Source organism: Legionella bozemanae (assembly GCF_001648595.1).
GTDB classification, from domain to species: domain Bacteria; phylum Pseudomonadota; class Gammaproteobacteria; order Legionellales; family Legionellaceae; genus Legionella; species Legionella bozemanae.
In genome coordinates this window covers 48366-64154 of the sequence record NZ_LBAW01000006.1, presented here as the reverse complement: position 1 = coordinate 64154, position 15789 = coordinate 48366, and the positions used below count along the sequence as shown (strand labels likewise).

The window sequence follows — 15789 nt, the reverse complement described above, 5'->3', positions numbered from 1 at the left end:
ATTGGCCTTTCATGGCGGTTGGGAACGAAGCTTCAAATAAACACCGTAGTAAATTCAACCGACAATTAAGGTTTAAGTAGAGTTTATGAGCCGGACACGAGTACACACAGAAGGGGAAAACAGTTTTGCGTTTCCAATAGATGATCGCATCTTTTTAGGCGAGGGCTTGTTTGAAACGCTTAGAGTGGAGGCAGCCACGCCTTGCTGCGCTTATTTACATTGGCAGCGGTTAAGCGACTCTGCCCAAAAATTGGGCATCCCCTTTGATCTTTCTTTTGAGCATTGGTTAGAACATCTACTTAGTAAAATTAAGCAAGATAATTTATATCACGGCGGTATTAAAGCGTTATTAAGCGGCGGTTCTGCACCGAGAGGATTAGCTACCCGAGGACAAGTAAGTCAGCTCACCTTCCAAACTTTTAATTATTCGGTGGAAACTTCCCCACTGAGATTGGTTAGTGTGCCATGGCTAAGAGATGGAACTAATCCTATATATCAAGTTAAATCGGTCAATTATTTAGAAGCGATACTTGCTCGTCGCCAAGCCATTGCTTTAGGTGCTGATGATGCTTTGTTTTTTAACCTGCGCCATTATGCAACTGAAACTACCTGCGCTAATTTATTTTTGATACAGGATAAGAGATTGCTGACGCCTCCTTTAACTGATGGAGTACTTCCCGGTATTATGCGCTCAAGATTGCTTCAACTCGCCAAACAACAAGGTGTAAGTTGCATGGAAGTTTCTATCACAAAAGCAATGCTTAAGGAAGCGGATGGCCTTTTTATAACGAATTCATTGCAGGGTATTCGTTCCGTATTTTCTCTAGATGACATCGTTTTTACAGTCGAGCATCCTTTGCTGAATCAATTGTCTTCTTCTCTGAATATTTGAAACGAAAATTATTAAGATGCAAAAACTTAATAACACACAACAATAAGAGTGCTAGAGATGCAATTAGGATTTCAGTATTTTTATAAAATGTTCCTTGTTTTAATAAGAACTCCATTCCAGCATACCCAAAATAGGTATAAACAATTTCAGCTGGAATAAGAAAAATGAACGTAGTGATCAGATAAGATCGAAATTTTATTGCGGTCATCCCTAAACCATAATTGACTATATTAAAAGGGATAATTGGAACTAACCGTAAAAGAGCGACAATCATCCATCCTTTTTGTTCTACGGCAGAAATTAATTTGCTTAACCTTTCACCTTTTCTTTGAGAAAACCAGTTATAAATCAAATGCCTCGTAATTAAAAAAGAGAAAGCAGCACCGCTTGTTGCACCGAATAAATTGAGCAGGGTACCAAAGAAAGGGCCAAAAAGTGCTCCTCCTGCTAAAGTGATCACCATAGTTGGCAAAAACATAATAGTTGCAAGACAATATATAATTAAAAAGAAAATGGGGGCAAGCCAGCCAAGATGGTCAATCCAGTTAATGATTTCACTTGAGTATTTTTGAAAAAAGAAGGCAGCAGTAATTAGAGACACCAAGGCTAACACAATAAAGAGTGATTTAACTGGATGAATGATTCTGTATTTCATAGGATTTCTTTTTGTGTAGGATGAATCTGTATTAGGTTCTGTTTACAAACCCTAGTAATCGCTACTGTCCCTTAACAATTAATTGATTAAGAAGTCTATTATACCTGGTTATCCGTTGCAATCTTGAAAAAAAATGATTGATTGGGTATAACCAAAGCGAATTTTCATAAGAGAAACAAAAACATGGAACAAGTTACGCGAAAAGAAAGACAAAAGCAGCGTGCTCGCAGATGGATTAGAGCATTGTTAGCCTTCTGGTTTAAAGTAGAGTTATGTGGAAATTATCAACCCGAGCCTAATTCGGTGATTATTGCCAATAGAACATCAAAAATTGATTTGCTTTTGCTCGCCGCTTTTTTACCTGAGCAATTGACCGTAGCGTTCCCTCCGCACTCATCAGGTAAACTTTGGATGAAGATAATGCAGCTTTTTGCCGATGTCATTGTCATTGATTCTACGAGTGCTTTTGCGGCAAGAGCTTTGGTGAAAGCAATACGGGAAGGAAAGCGTTGTGTTATTTTTCCTCAGGGTATTGGATTACAGGAAGAGAGTTTGAAAGTTTTTGATGCTCCTGGAATGGTGTTACAAAAGGCAGGAGCTTCAGTTATCCCGATACGCATTGATGGAGCTCAGCACAGTATTTTTTCTATAAGTAAGGATAAACATCTTATTCGTTTATTCCCTAAAGTTATTTTGCATGTATTGCCAACACAATCCTACATTCAGGACGTAAATAAGCCTCTTAATCGAAATGCTATGAGTACTCGTTTGTTTCGTTTGATTAGTGAACTAACTTTTGCAAACAGTTTTCAACCAATGCCAATGTTTGAAGCACTTATTCAAGGAGTCGCATTAGGAACAAAAAATAAGGCAAAAATTGAAGACGCAAATCGTGTTCCATTAACGCCTAAGCAATTTCTTGCGCGTTGTTTTATTTTAGGCAGACAAATTAAAAAACAAACGCAAGTAGGAGAACATGTAGGCATCATGTTACCTACAACGATTGCAGGTATGGTCACTTTTTTTGCTTTGCATGCATATCGGCGTATCCCAGCCATGCTGAATTTTAGTTTGGGACTGCATAATTTATTGGCCACGTGTAAGGTTGCAGAAGTAAAAACTATTTATACAGCAAGACAATTTATCACTACTGCAAAACTGGAAGGTTTAGTCGAGGAATTACAGAAAGCAGGACTAAACGTTTATTTCTTAGAAGATTTTAAGTCTTCTATCAAATTAGGTCATAAACTTTCAGGGTTACTTAAAGGGATGTTTCCATTTCGCGCGTATCAATTAATTGGAAAGCCGGTTTCTCCTGAAATGACGGGCGTTATATTGTTTACTTCAGGTTCTGAAGGAGTTCCCAAAGGAGTTGTCTTATCCCATTCTAATTTGGTGGCGAATTGTTGCCAATTAACTTCGCGAGTGGATTTTTCTTTTCGTGATAAATTTTTCAATTCTTTACCCATATTTCATTGTTTTGGATTGACTACTGGTTCAATCCTTCCTCTAATTTATGGAATTAATTGCTTTTTTTATCCATCTCCCTTGCATTATAAAATAATCCCTGGCTTGATTTATCAAACCGGTGCAACCATTATGCTTGGGACTGATACTTTTTTAACAGGGTATGCTCGAGCTGCAGAACGACATGATTTCAGCAGTGTGCGTTACATTTTTGCGGGTGCTGAGAAAGTAAAGCCGGAGACGATTCGACATTGGATAGATACTTTTGGAGTAAAAATTTATGAAGGATATGGTGCTACGGAAGCTTCTCCAGTGATTTCCATGAATTGTCCTTTAGCCTCTTTTCCTGGCAGTGTGGGGATATTACTCCCTTTTATGGAGGGTCGAATTCAGCCGGTGGATGGTATTGCTGAAGGAGGGCGGTTTATATTGCGCGGCCCTAATATTATGAAAGGGTACCTTTCATCTACACAACTTGGAACAATCATAGCTCCAGAAGATGGATGGCACGATACTGGAGATATAATCACTATGAATGAAGAAGGATTCATTACGATAGCCGGTCGCGCAAAACGTTTTGCTAAGATTGCCGGAGAAATGGTTTCTCTTACTGCCGTGGAGGGGGTTGCTGCCTCAATTTGGCCTGAATTATTACATGCTGCAGTGAGCACCAAAAATCCCAAAAAAGGCGAGCAGATTATACTGTATAGCGAGGCTGCCGATGCAGATAAGGGCAGCTTTGTTAAGAAAATACAAGAATTGGCTTACTCGGAATTACTTATCCCTCATCGCATTTTTCCGGGAAGCAAGATTCCTGTTTTACCTTCAGGAAAAATTGATTACGTGACCATTGAAAAAGAATTGGCTGAAATGTAACCTGGGTTTAGCAAATGGAACCCGGGAGTTCCTATCATCGATCTCCCAAGTTACAGTTTGCCCGTTCGTACGTTTATTTTTTCAATACATAGCTCCCTGGCGCATCCATTATAGGTTTTAAAGGTAACTGATTCAGGTCAGGGGCAGGTATTAATTTTCCTGAATGAGTTTTTAACCATTTTAACCATTCTGGCCACCATGAGCCGGGATACTCTGCTGCTTGCCCCAGCCATTGTTCTGCATGGGCAGGAGCATGATTATTGACTTTATAGCTGTATTTTTTAGCTTCGGGTGCGTTGATAATTCCTGCGATATGTCCTGATCCACCAAGCACAAAACGTTTAGGTCCATTCATAAGCTGGAAACCCAGATAGGTGGTTTTCCATGGCGCTATATGATCTTTTTCTGTTGAGAGGAAAAAGGTAGGGATGTCAATTTTACTGACATCAATTGGAGTATGATTCAGATGAATTTTGCCTGGCTTTACCAGATCATTATGCAAATACATCCATCTTAAATATTGAGAATGCATTGTTGCTGGCATATTGGTAGAGTCCGAGTTCCAATACAAAATATCGAAAGGAACCGGGTTTTTGCCGCGAAGATAATTTTTAATAAAGAAAGACCAAATTAAGTCATTTGCACGTAGTGAGTTAAAACTTGAAGCCATAAATTTTCCAGCAAGATAGCCTTTAGACTTCATTTCATCTTCCAGTTTTGCAATTTGCTGTTCATCAATAAAGACAGAAATGTCGCCAGGATCACTGAAATCAATCATTGAAGCTAAAAAGGTTGCACTATGAATGGAGTTGTCTTGGCGCGCTTTATTATAAGCAAGCAACATGGATAGAAGTGTTCCACCGATACAAAATCCCATGGTATTCACTTGCTTTACATGGAGTTGTTTTTGAATTGTGCTAATCGCGGTTAATGGTCCTTCATTCAAATAATCATACAAGCTTTTATGAGAGAAATTTGAATCTGGATTAACCCAAGAAATGATAAATACCGTAATTCCTTGTTTCACTAACCAGCGAACCAGTGAATTATGCGGACTTAGGTCAAGGATATAATATTTGTTTATCCAGGGTGGAATAATAAGCAGAGGAATCGATTTTACTTTAACAGTTTGTGAGGTGTATTGGATAAGCTCCATCATGCTGTTTCGAAAGACTACTTTTCCTGGAGTAATGGCGATATTTTCACCGAGTTTAAATGCTTCTGTATCCGTCATTTTGATCATGAGACGTGGAGAGCCGACTTCCAGATCGGAAAGTAAATTATGAAGACCATGCAATAAATTTTTGCCATGACTTTTCAATGTTTCATCCATGATCTGGGGGTTAGTATGAAGAAAATTCGCAGGAGATAATGCGTCTAAATATTGTTTGGTGAAAAATTGCAGGCGTTTTGCAGTATTGGGATCAGGATATTCCAGATTTTCGAATAAAGCATTCATATGCTGGCTGGCTAAGAGGTAGTGCTGGGTTAACATATTAAAAAATGGATTATTTAGCCAGTCTTCTTCATGAAAACGTGGGTCATTTATGGGCATAGATGTCCCATTTAACCAATGTTGCAATTGGGTTTGTGCTAAATTAAACGCATCTTGCCAGTAAGCAATTTGCATTTCCCAGATTTTTTCCGGATTCTGCAAAAGAATGCTCATTACATTTTGGAAGTGCTCTGTCAACTCAATGTATTGGTTGATTATCGCGGGAATTTGTAAAGGGGTTTCCTTTATATCAGAAATAATTTGCAGACTTTTTTCTGCTATTGCTTGCAATAGCTCGCCAAGTTCTTTGTCATGGGTCATCCTAACTCCTGTTAGACAAAATTAACAGGAGTATATTTTGGTTTTTTTATTGGTGTTTAGCAAGCTTTATTGTTTTTGAAAAGATTGTTGGAATTCATTAATGGCATCTTGCGAGTTTTCAACATCTTTTTGGGTTTTTGTTTTTGTTGTCGTCCATACAGTTCCCTTATGTGCGTAGTAGGCAATGGGTACAAGAAAGACGCAACTTAAGGCTCGGCAAAAATTATAGAATTTTCCTTTAAAATTAGCTCCACGATGGTTTTCAATGCCATGGCCTTTAGCCTCTTCATAAGCTTTCTCAATTTCTTTAGTATCGTTTTGCTCTAATTTATTTTTTGTATGAATTCGTGATGTAATGGACAGAAGCTTTCTACTGAGAGTTAGAGCAGCTACACTGGCATCTGAATCATCTTTTTTTATTCGATGTCCATCTAGTTCAATGGGATAAATGGTAGCGAATACCTGATAGCGATCATTGCTTACAACTTGATTTTTATCTTGTAATGTTGCAGTAAGATCTGTTAATACCGTACAAAAAACAGCTTCTTCTTTGGAAAGGCCATCAAGGATTTTCTGAAGAGCCTGTAATTTTTTTTCATTGATGTATATATTTTCAATTGCAGCTTCAACAAAAGCTGTTATTTGTGTATTTATTTTATCTATATCAATTTCGATATCGTCTAGGATAGCCTCTTTATTAGATTCTTGCGCTTTTTCCAGAGCTAGTTGCTTCGCTGCACCCGCAGCCTCGAAATATAAATTCGAACTTGCACTTTTAAGTTCTTTCTTATTTTTACTAGAAGGATCAAGCAAGTAGTTTAATAAAGCACAACGAAAATTAGTTTTAGCAGCAGTCATATATATACTCTTATTTGAAATTATGATAATTAAAATTATACAATAAGATTATTAAGTGATCATTATGTGCTTTTATTGAAAAATAGTGTGAATTTTGCTGGAGAGATTTATGACTTGAGCCAGGAATAAAAATAATGCACTCTACCAATCCCTAATCTTCCCTTCATGCCAAAAATAACCGCTTTCCTTTGGCTTATTGATAAGCTCGTAGAGCTCCTGTGCTGTCTTGAAAGGAAGTTTTGGCGCGTTGTCAGTTCCCATATCTGTTTTGACCCAACCTGGGTCAAAACTGGAGACAGTAATTCCTGGTAATCTTTTTGCCAGAAGCAGAGTATACATGTTCAAACATGATTTTGACATTTTGTAGTTGGGGACCGATGCAGAGTCATTGGAACTGAAAGCACCCCATCCTGAAGAAATATTAATGATTTGGGCATTAGGATTTAACTTGGGGATGCATTGTTCGGTTAATTCAATTGTTCCAAATACATTAATATTGAATGTATCTCTTAGTTGGCTCATGTTAATTTTCTCTTCTCGCCAGTCCTCCAGGAGTACAGCGGCATTGTTAATTAACACATCAACTTTGGGTAATTGTTCCGCAAAATGCTTGATTTGTTCTGAATCCAGCAAGTCAAGTGGATGAATTTTTAGGTTCGGATGTTTTAATGGGGTGTAGCCATTGGTTGAAGTTCCAATAACGAGCCAACCATGTGTTAAGAATGTTTTTGCAGTTTCGAGTCCTATCCCCCGACTGATCCCTGTAATTACAAGAGTATTCACAGTCTATTTTCTCCATAAAGTACTTCTGTAACTTCACTGCCAGCTAGGTCCCGCGAGCAAGTCGCGGGACGTAGTGATTGATAAGGTTCAATGGTAGTGCTTCTGTAGCCTGGGTGCAGCGAAGCGTAACCCGGGAAATTTGATAGTCACTCAAACCGCAGTTACGTTTCGCTATCTCCAGCCTATAATATGTTTTTACCCAGCTTTTTCCTAATGTTTAAAGTGGCGAACTCCGGTAAACACCATAATGATGCCATTTTCTTCGGCACACGCAATAATTTGTGTATCTCTGATTGAACCGCCTGGTTGAATAATAGCAGAGATGCCTCCTTCTGCAGCAATCTCCACTGTATCGGGAAAGGGGATAAATGCATCTGAAGCCATGACTGCGCCATGTGTATCAAATCCCATGTGTTCTGCTTGCCAAAGGCCAATGCGTGCACTCATAACCCGACTGGTTTGTCCTCCACCCAAACCAATTGTTGCCGCATCTTTAGCATAAACAATGGCATTGGATTTCACATGTTTTACGGCAAGCCAGGCAAACATTAAATCATGCATTTGCTGTTCGGATGGTTTCCTCTGCGTCACGGTTTTCAATTCATAACTACCTAGAGAAAGTGAGTCATGTTCTTGTACCAATAACCCTCCATCGACTTTTTTCATATTCAAGCGAAATGCATCATCTGGCTTCCAAGCTCCAGTCATCAAGACGCGAATATTTTCTTTACTGGCAAGAATTTCTTTGGCTTCATTACTGACTTCAGGCGCTACAATAACTTCTACAAATTGTTTTTCAAGAATAGCTTTTGCTGTATCACCATCTAATTTCTGGTTCAATGCAATAATCCCGCCGTATGCAGAACTCGGATCACACTGGAATGCTTTAAGATAAGCATTTAGAAGAGAATCACTGATAGCAATGCCACAAGGATTGGCATGCTTGACAATAACACAAGTGGGCTTGTCACAAGAAAATGATTTAACACAATCCAATGCAGCATCAGCATCGAGAATATTGTTATAAGACAATTGCTTGCCTTGGAGCAATTGTGCGGCACCTAGAGAACCAGATGAACTATTTTTATCTACATAAAAAGCAGCTTGTTGATGTGGATTCTCTCCATAACGCAAATCAGTTATTTTATTAAATTGACAGGTTAGAACCTCGGGAAAGCCACAAGGAGTATATTGTTTATCCAATGTAGTCAGATAGTTCGTGATTGCAGCATCATAAGCGGCGGTATGTGCAAAGGCTTTTTTGGCTAAGCTAAATCCCCAGTCAGAAGGAATTTTTTGAGTTTTTAGATAGTGAATAAGTTCTGGATAATCGTCTGGTTTTACTACCACAAAAGTATTGGCATGATTTTTTGCCGCTGAGCGAATCATTGCTGGACCGCCAATATCGATATTTTCTATAGCTTCATTGAAATTACAGTCAGGTCTACTGATGGTTTGTTCAAAGGGGTATAAATTAATTACCAGTAAATCGATAGGCTTAATGGAGTGTTCTTTTAGTGTTTTTTCATCTTTCTTTTTACGTGCCAGTAAACCTGCATGAATGGCTGGATGTAATGTTTTAACTCTGCCATCCATCATTTCAGGAAAGCCCGTACATTCACTCACATCGACGACAGGCAATTTATTTTCTTTCAGCAATGCAGCAGTATTGCCTGTAGCAATCAGTTCAACACCCATTTCGTGGAGTACTTTTCCCAGCTCAACTATACCTTTTTTATCGGACACACTAAGCAGCGCGCGTTGGGGTTTAAACGTAGAGAATGTATTTTCTTGGACCATTATAACTTCCTTAACTAGTGTGGCTGAGTGCAGTGAAGCGAAATCCCAGGAAATCTAATCTCAGGATATATTTTGCACTAAGTTATGACAATTTAATCTGTTTTATGTGTAAAAGCCAATAATGACCATCCATTAAGGTTTTCCTGATGAACAGCAGTGAATATTGAACTGTATGTTTCAATAAGCTCAAGAGCTTGTTCTTCGAGGATGCCGGACACAATAAGCATTCCTTTAGGATTTAGCAATTGCTGAAAGCGTTCTTTCAGAAGAGTTAATGGCGCTAATAAAATGTTTGCGATAATCAAATCAGCTGGCTTGTGTAATGCCTCGGGCATATCGATTAACAATTTGCGTTCATCAAGTTCATTTGCTAACGCGTTATTTTGAGTCGCTTGCAGGGCTTGCTTGTCAATATCTACCGCATGTACTTCTGCAGCACCTAATTTTAATGCAGCCAAAGAAAGTATTCCTGAGCCACAACCGTAATCAATAACCGATTTATTTTTTAAATGAGCCTGTTCCAGCCAGGTTAAACATAAGGCAGTCGTAGGATGGGTCCCAGTACCAAAAGCCAAACCAGGATCGAGCATGAGATTGACGGCATTGGGTTCGGGAGGAGTTGACCAAGTAGGACAGATCCATAAGCGTTGGCCAAAACGTTGTGGTTTAAAATCGTCCATCCAAGCTCTTTCCCAATCCTTATCTTCCAGAACCTCCAGGGAGCATGTTAATTCGGGGTAAGTTTGTAGCACGTGATCACGTGTATGCTGCGCCTGAAAAACTTCTGCAAATAAAGCTTGAATAACAACTTCAGGCCATAATGGTGTTGTGCCTGGTTCCGGCTCAAGAACAGGATTGTCATTTTTATCGGTGAGCATAATCGACAGCGCACCGAATTCTTCCAACTCCTCACTAAGTTGTTCTATTTCTTGGCTTGGACAATGTTCTATTTTTAATTGAAACCACACAGTATTAGCCCTTCAGCATTTTTTCCAGGTAGTGGATATTAGTACCACCTGCTATAAAAGATTGATCATGAAAAATACGTTGATGTAATTCAATGTTGGTTTTTATGCCATCTATAATGATTTCATCAAGCGCATTTCGCATTCTTGCGATGGCTTCGGCACGTGTTTCCCCATAACTAATCAGCTTGCCTATCATAGAATCATAATTAGGTGGCACTGTATAACTGCTGTAAATATGAGAGTCAAAGCGAATGCCTGGTCCCCCGGGTTGATGCAATAACTTTATCATTCCTGGTGACGGCATGAAGGTTTTGGCATCTTCTGCATTGATTCGGCATTCAATTGCGTGACCCCGCAGTTTTATATCTTCTTGGGTAAGCGTCATCGGAATATCACTGGCAATTTTGATTTGTTCTTTAATTAAATCGATTCCAGTGATCATTTCAGTTACAGGATGCTCAACCTGGATTCGTGTATTCATTTCAATAAAATAAAAACAGCCATCCTGATATAAGAATTCAAAAGTTCCTGCGCCGCGATATTGCAACTCTTGACATGCTTTGACTACAGAGGCACCAATTTTATTTCTCAGTTCAGAACTAATTCCTGGGGCGGGTGCTTCTTCTACTACTTTTTGATGACGTCTTTGCATGGAACAATCGCGTTCACCCAGATGAATGGCTTTACCTTTCCCATCTCCAAGCACTTGGAATTCAATATGGCGAGGATTTTCCAGGAATTTTTCCATATAAACAATTGGGTTATTAAATGCAGCTTTTGCTTCGCTACGAGTAAGTGCTATGGCATTAAGCAAACTCGCTTCACCATGAACAACACGCATACCACGACCACCGCCGCCACCTGCAGCCTTAATGATAACGGGATAGCCAATTTTTTGGGCAATTTCTAAGTTTAAGCGATCGTCATCGGATAAGGGGCCATCTGATCCAGGAACACAAGGAACTCCAGCAGCTTTCATTGCGTTAATGGCAGATACTTTATCCCCCATAAGACGAATGGTGTCACCCCGGGGACCGATAAAGCGAAACCCGCTTTGTTCTACTACTTCCGCGAAATCAGCATTTTCAGAAAGAAATCCGTAACCAGGGTGAATTGCTACGGCATCAGTAATTTCGGCAGCGGAAATAATCGCTGGGATATTAAGGTAGCTTTTTTGTGCTGGAGCAGGGCCTATGCACACCGTTTCATCCGCAAGACGAACATGCAATAAGTCTTTATCTACATCGGAATGGACGGCTACAGTCTGAATGCCTAGTTCTTTACACGCACGTAAAATGCGAAGAGCGATTTCACCTCTGTTGGCAATAACAATTTTACTGAGCATGGATGCACCCTCTATTCTATAACAAACAGGACCTGATCGTATTCAACAGGCTCTCCATTAGCAACGAGTATTTCTACGATTTTGCCGGCGCGATCCGCTTCGATTTCATTAAACATTTTCATTGCTTCAACAATACATAAAACGTCACCGGCTTTGACTGTTTGACCAAGAGTCACAAAAGGAGGACTTTCTGGTGATGGAGAAGTGTACATTGTACCTACCATAGGAGAACGAATTTTGTGGCCTGAAGCAGTCGGTACAGGCTTACTTTCTTGGTGCGAAGAAGCCATTGCGGGCGCAGGTGTATTGTTTGCAGCAGGATGTGATTCCTGACGTGGTGCAGGAGTAGAAATATAGTGAACCTGAGGATGTTCTGCTGCAGGCGCACTGCTATGACGGCTTAACCTAAGTGATTCTTCACCTTCTTTAATTTCAATTTCGGAAATGCCAGTTTCTTCCAGCAATTCGATTAATTTTCTGATTTTACGAATGTCCATTATTTGATTCTCTTTCAATAATTGATGTTAATGCTAATGAATACCCTTGCGCCCCCAAGCCACTGATAGTTCCTTTTGCTATATCAGAAAAATAAGAATGGTGGCGAAAAGGCTCACGGGAATAAATGTTACTAATATGTACTTCAATAAACGGAATGGCAACAGCACATATAGCATCCCTTAAAGCCACACTGGTATGTGTAAATCCTGCGGGATTAAAAATGATATAATCTACTTTGTCGATACTGGCTTGGTGGATTGCTTGGATTAAATCCGCCTCAGAATTGCTTTGATAACAGCTTAATGCAAATCCAGCTTTTGTTGCCTCTTTGATTAAACGAGTGTTGATATGATCTAACGTAGTGGCTCCATAAACTGAAGGTTCTCGAGTTCCCAAGAGGTTCAAATTTGGTCCATGTAAAACCAGAATTTTTTTCATGTTTTAGTTAGTATCGAGCAATTTTGGCAGATTTTGCCTTATCTTCCTAAAATTGTCTATATATCTCCGAGGATATCTGCATGATCTCCACTTTTTTATATTTTTTTGTTAATACGATATGAGCGAAAATTTGCTGGGTTTTATTGCAGTAAACTAGACTATTGAGTTAATTCATGATGGAATCATTTTAAGGACTAAAATGGCATTATATTCAACTCTTTCCGAGAAAGGAATTTTTGATGCAGGAGAGGCTCGAGCAACAGCAGGAGGTACAAAAGGTACAACCGGTAATATATTTTGTTATTTTTATGATGATGGTATTGGTGCAAATTTCTATTGATCAATATGTTCCATCATTACCTGCTATTACTAAAGCCTTTAAAAGTACTGAATCATCAATTCAATTCACTCTATTCCTTTTTATGTTTGGATTGGGAATTTCTCATATTTTTTTTGGGCCTTGGTCTGATAAAATTGGCCGTAAACGCCCTTTGATTTATGGTATTGGAATCAGCGTAATAGGTTGTCTTGTTTGTTTATTTGCCCCCTCTGTCATGGTGTTAACGTTGGGGCGGTTTTTACAAGGATTTGGCATTGGTTCATGCAGTTCAGTCGGGCGTTCTTTAATTCGCGATCTTTTTACTGACAAATATTTATCTAAAATCGGCTCTTATGTGGGTATGGCAAGTACGTTTCTTCTTATTGCTTCACCAATTTGGGGTGGATTCATTCAAGAGCATTTTGGATGGAGAGCGAATTTTTTATTTATTTTTATTGTGGGGTTTGCATTTTGGGTTTTTATTCTCTTAGTTTTGCCTGAAACTAATAAAAATCTTAATCCTGATGCAACTAAAATAAGGGTTATACTGCGACATTATGATGCTTTATTAAGATCTAAAATTTTTTTAGGTTACACTCTATGTGCATGTTTTGCATGTGCTGGTTTAGTTGCTTATCTTACAATTGCTCCTTTTTTGTTTCAAAATGTATTGGGATTAAGCCCTTTGGAATATGGTCAACTATCAATTTTTATTGCCGGTGCTATTTGCCTTAGCGGAATAATTAACAGCCAATTAGTCATGTCTAAAGGGGTATCCTATATGTTATTTATGGGGATCCTGCTGATGATTGGCGGGGGTGGGATCATGCTCAGTTTTGCGCTTGCAGGAATAATAAATGTACCATCAATTATGATTCCGGTTGCATTATTTAGTATGGGGGCAGGTTTTACTTTTATTAACGCTTTTGCAGGAGTTTTCCATCCATTTCCACACATCGCAGGAACAGTGGCGGCATTATATGTCAGTATGCAAGATTTAACCTCTGCACTGACAAGTGGTATCATCGCAACGACCAAGATACAAGGCCCACTCCCTTTGGCTGTAATATTACTCGTATTAGGCTCAAGTGCATTGGCTGCATGGTATTATCAAGAATCAATAATCCGATAAAGTAGTTTTCATCCGTGAGTCACATCATTTTCAGGAAAAGAAGCGGTAAAGGAAGAGTCTCTGTCTCTTTATCTTAGAATTTTTTATATCGGTCATTACTAAGCATGAAATAATAATTTCAAAAATACTAAAACTATGCTAGCTTGGATAAGTTTTTAGAGTTATTGGTTGTGTTCACAGGTGTGACTCACTGTTAAAACCAGTCAGGTTATTTCTATAGCTTGATTTTAAGGATTAAGGGTTTGGCAGGAGATGAGTTGCTTTCAATTTAGATTAAGTTGCAAATAAGGAGAGGGTGTCCATGCATCATAATTACTATTTATCTCCCTTAGCTGTTGCTCTGGCCTTGGGAATAGCATCTTCTGCGAGAGCCGCAGAACCTATGCCTTTACAGAAGGCGTCTCTTGAGCAAGTAAAACAAAAGTTTGCTTTGACAACACAAGGCATCACGGTTGCTAAAGACAGTTTACGTTTTGTAAGTGAGCATACTGACGGTAATAAAATAACTCACGTGCGTATGCAGCAACAATATGTAGGATTTCCTGTTTATGGCGGTTATGCGATTATGCATAGCATGCACACAGCAAAATCATTGGCTACAGCACAGTCAAACGTAGCGATGAATGGCGTGATTTATCAAGGTCTACAGACTGAATTGGGTCAACCTGATGCTGCTTTTGTGACAAATGCTGATCTGGCGTTACAACAATTTAAAGCTAAGTATACTGGTAAAGAAGTAAGTGATGAAAAGGTCACACCTATGGTTTATATCGATGCTCAACATAAAGCACACTGGGCTTATAAAGTGAGTGTTCTTGTTGTTCATAGAGATCAAATTCCCGAGCGCCCAACCGCAATAATTGACGCAAAAACCAATAAACCTTTTGTACAATGGAATGATATAAAAACAAAAAGAGACTCTGTGAATGGAGCTGGTTTTGGTGGAAATAATAAAACAGGTTTCTATCGATACGGAGCTGATTTGCCCTACCTTGATTTAACTCGTGATAGGAACAATGAAGTTTGTTTTATGGAAAATAGTGATGTCAAAGTAATTGACATGGATCACAGATACAGTTCAAGAAATAAAGCAATGAAGTTTAATTGTCCAACCAATGACTCCAGTGTTTACCTAACTGGTTATAAAGGAGATGGTTATGACAGAGCTAATGGAGCCGCTTCTCCAACAAATGATGCATTATATGCTGGGCATGTAATTAGGCATATGTATAAGGATTGGTATGATACTAACGCATTGAGTAACCCTGATGGTTCCCCAATGCAGTTAGTTATGCGAGTTCATTATGGTGACGGGTACGAGAATGCATATTGGGACGGTCAGCAGATGACTTTTGGTGATGGTGATACCATGATGTATCCGTTAGTCTCTCTTGGAGTAGGTGCTCATGAAATCAGCCACGGTTTTACAGAGCAACATTCTAATCTTGAATATTATGGTCAATCTGGTGGCATGAACGAGGCTTTTTCTGATATGGCAGCTCAGGCAGCTGAGTATTATTCTGTGAATAAAAGCACCTGGCAAATTGGCGGCGAGATCATGAAAGAAGACAGCGGCTGGGAAGCATTACGCTATATGGATAAACCAAGTCGTGATGGTGAATCTATTGATACTGCTGATGAATATTATGGTGGTCTGGATGTTCATTATTCCAGTGGGGTTTACAACCATTTATTCTACATTTTGGCCAATCAACCTAATTGGAATACTCGATTAGCATTCGATGTGATGGTTAAAGCAAATATGGATTATTGGACGCCTTATTCAAACTTTGATGAGGGTGGTGAAGGTTTGGTGAGTGCAATTAATGACCTAATCGCAGGAGATCCTAACCATGAGAAGTATCCTTCTACTGCTGTCTGTGATGTTAAAAAGTCATTAAATGAAGTTAAAATCATTACCAACATGGATGGCTGTAATTAA

General features: G+C 39.1%; 13 protein-coding genes. 4 read left to right on the top strand and 9 right to left on the bottom strand.

What is annotated here, in order from left to right; translation table 11 throughout:
• Nucleotides 1-85 precede the first annotated feature (85 nt).
• Complete coding sequence (locus tag A8O27_RS06955) at nt 86-892, top strand: aminotransferase class IV (RefSeq protein ID WP_058458645.1); 807 nt, start codon at nt 86-88, stop codon at nt 890-892.
• Here the strand turns inward: A8O27_RS06955 and A8O27_RS06950 are convergent.
• Nucleotides 840-1547, bottom strand: coding sequence for a TVP38/TMEM64 family protein (locus tag A8O27_RS06950; RefSeq protein ID WP_058458644.1), 708 nt, complete (start codon nt 1545-1547; stop codon nt 840-842). The two genes, A8O27_RS06955 and A8O27_RS06950, sit on opposite strands and share 53 nt — an antisense overlap.
• A gap of 183 nt (nt 1548-1730) precedes the next feature.
• Between A8O27_RS06950 and A8O27_RS06945 the strand changes: the two genes are divergently transcribed.
• Nucleotides 1731-3890 (top strand): AMP-binding protein, encoded by a 2160-nt coding sequence (locus A8O27_RS06945; protein WP_058458643.1) that lies wholly within the window; start codon nt 1731-1733, stop codon nt 3888-3890.
• 73 nt (nt 3891-3963) lie between these two features.
• Here the strand turns inward: A8O27_RS06945 and A8O27_RS06940 are convergent, their stop codons facing one another.
• The 8 genes from A8O27_RS06940 to aroQ form a co-directional block, all read right to left on the bottom strand.
• Nucleotides 3964-5706, bottom strand: a complete 1743-nt coding sequence (locus A8O27_RS06940) for a PHA/PHB synthase family protein (RefSeq protein ID WP_058458642.1) — start codon at nt 5704-5706, stop codon at nt 3964-3966.
• A 66-nt stretch (nt 5707-5772) separates the two neighbouring features.
• The gene (locus A8O27_RS06935) at nt 5773-6564 is read right to left on the bottom strand and encodes a hypothetical protein (protein WP_058458641.1); all 792 of its coding nucleotides are present in this window, start codon (nt 6562-6564) and stop codon (nt 5773-5775) included.
• Between the two features lie 141 nt (nt 6565-6705).
• Nucleotides 6706-7347, bottom strand: a complete 642-nt coding sequence (locus tag A8O27_RS06930) for an SDR family NAD(P)-dependent oxidoreductase (protein WP_058458640.1) — start codon at nt 7345-7347, stop codon at nt 6706-6708.
• A 210-nt stretch (nt 7348-7557) separates the two neighbouring features.
• Nucleotides 7558-9147 carry a bifunctional phosphoribosylaminoimidazolecarboxamide formyltransferase/IMP cyclohydrolase gene (gene purH / locus A8O27_RS06925; RefSeq protein WP_058458639.1) on the bottom strand — a complete coding sequence of 530 codons (1590 nt, stop codon included), beginning with the start codon at nt 9145-9147 and terminating at the stop codon, nt 7558-7560.
• A gap of 92 nt (nt 9148-9239) precedes the next feature.
• Nucleotides 9240-10115 (bottom strand): 50S ribosomal protein L11 methyltransferase, encoded by an 876-nt coding sequence (prmA, locus tag A8O27_RS06920; protein WP_058458638.1) that lies wholly within the window; start codon nt 10113-10115, stop codon nt 9240-9242.
• A 4-nt stretch (nt 10116-10119) separates the two neighbouring features.
• Nucleotides 10120-11460 (bottom strand): acetyl-CoA carboxylase biotin carboxylase subunit, encoded by a 1341-nt coding sequence (gene accC, locus A8O27_RS06915; protein WP_058458637.1) that lies wholly within the window; start codon nt 11458-11460, stop codon nt 10120-10122.
• An 11-nt stretch (nt 11461-11471) separates the two neighbouring features.
• Nucleotides 11472-11957 (bottom strand): acetyl-CoA carboxylase biotin carboxyl carrier protein, encoded by a 486-nt coding sequence (accB, locus tag A8O27_RS06910; RefSeq protein ID WP_058458636.1) that lies wholly within the window; start codon nt 11955-11957, stop codon nt 11472-11474.
• On the bottom strand, nt 11944-12396 hold the full coding sequence (gene aroQ, locus A8O27_RS06905; RefSeq protein WP_058458635.1) for a type II 3-dehydroquinate dehydratase: 453 nt from the start codon (nt 12394-12396) through the stop codon (nt 11944-11946). The genes accB and aroQ overlap by 14 nt, the downstream gene beginning before the upstream one ends.
• Before the next feature lie 239 nt (nt 12397-12635).
• Here aroQ and A8O27_RS06900 point away from each other — a divergent pair, with 239 nt between their 5' ends.
• Entirely contained in the window at nt 12636-13847 is a 1212-nt protein-coding gene (locus A8O27_RS06900; RefSeq protein WP_058458634.1) for a multidrug effflux MFS transporter, read from the top strand.
• Between the two features lie 301 nt (nt 13848-14148).
• Nucleotides 14149-15789, top strand: a complete 1641-nt coding sequence (proA, locus tag A8O27_RS06895; RefSeq protein WP_058458633.1) for a zinc metalloprotease ProA — start codon at nt 14149-14151, stop codon at nt 15787-15789.

Bases quoted from the DNA above. Each gene is read 5' to 3' on its own strand.
- A8O27_RS06955 (WP_058458645.1), top strand. From the start codon at position 86: ATGAGCCGGACACGAGTACACACAGAAGGGGAAAACAGTTTTGCGTTT.
- A8O27_RS06950 (WP_058458644.1), bottom strand. From the start codon at position 1,547: ATGAAATACAGAATCATTCATCCAGTTAAATCACTCTTTATTGTGTTA.
- A8O27_RS06945 (WP_058458643.1), top strand. From the start codon at position 1,731: ATGGAACAAGTTACGCGAAAAGAAAGACAAAAGCAGCGTGCTCGCAGA.
- A8O27_RS06940 (WP_058458642.1), bottom strand. From the start codon at position 5,706: ATGACCCATGACAAAGAACTTGGCGAGCTATTGCAAGCAATAGCAGAA.
- A8O27_RS06935 (WP_058458641.1), bottom strand. From the start codon at position 6,564: ATGACTGCTGCTAAAACTAATTTTCGTTGTGCTTTATTAAACTACTTG.
- purH (WP_058458639.1), bottom strand. From the start codon at position 9,147: ATGGTCCAAGAAAATACATTCTCTACGTTTAAACCCCAACGCGCGCTG.
- accC (WP_058458637.1), bottom strand. From the start codon at position 11,460: ATGCTCAGTAAAATTGTTATTGCCAACAGAGGTGAAATCGCTCTTCGC.
- accB (WP_058458636.1), bottom strand. From the start codon at position 11,957: ATGGACATTCGTAAAATCAGAAAATTAATCGAATTGCTGGAAGAAACT.
- aroQ (WP_058458635.1), bottom strand. From the start codon at position 12,396: ATGAAAAAAATTCTGGTTTTACATGGACCAAATTTGAACCTCTTGGGA.
- A8O27_RS06900 (WP_058458634.1), top strand. From the start codon at position 12,636: ATGCAGGAGAGGCTCGAGCAACAGCAGGAGGTACAAAAGGTACAACCG.
- proA (WP_058458633.1), top strand. From the start codon at position 14,149: ATGCATCATAATTACTATTTATCTCCCTTAGCTGTTGCTCTGGCCTTG.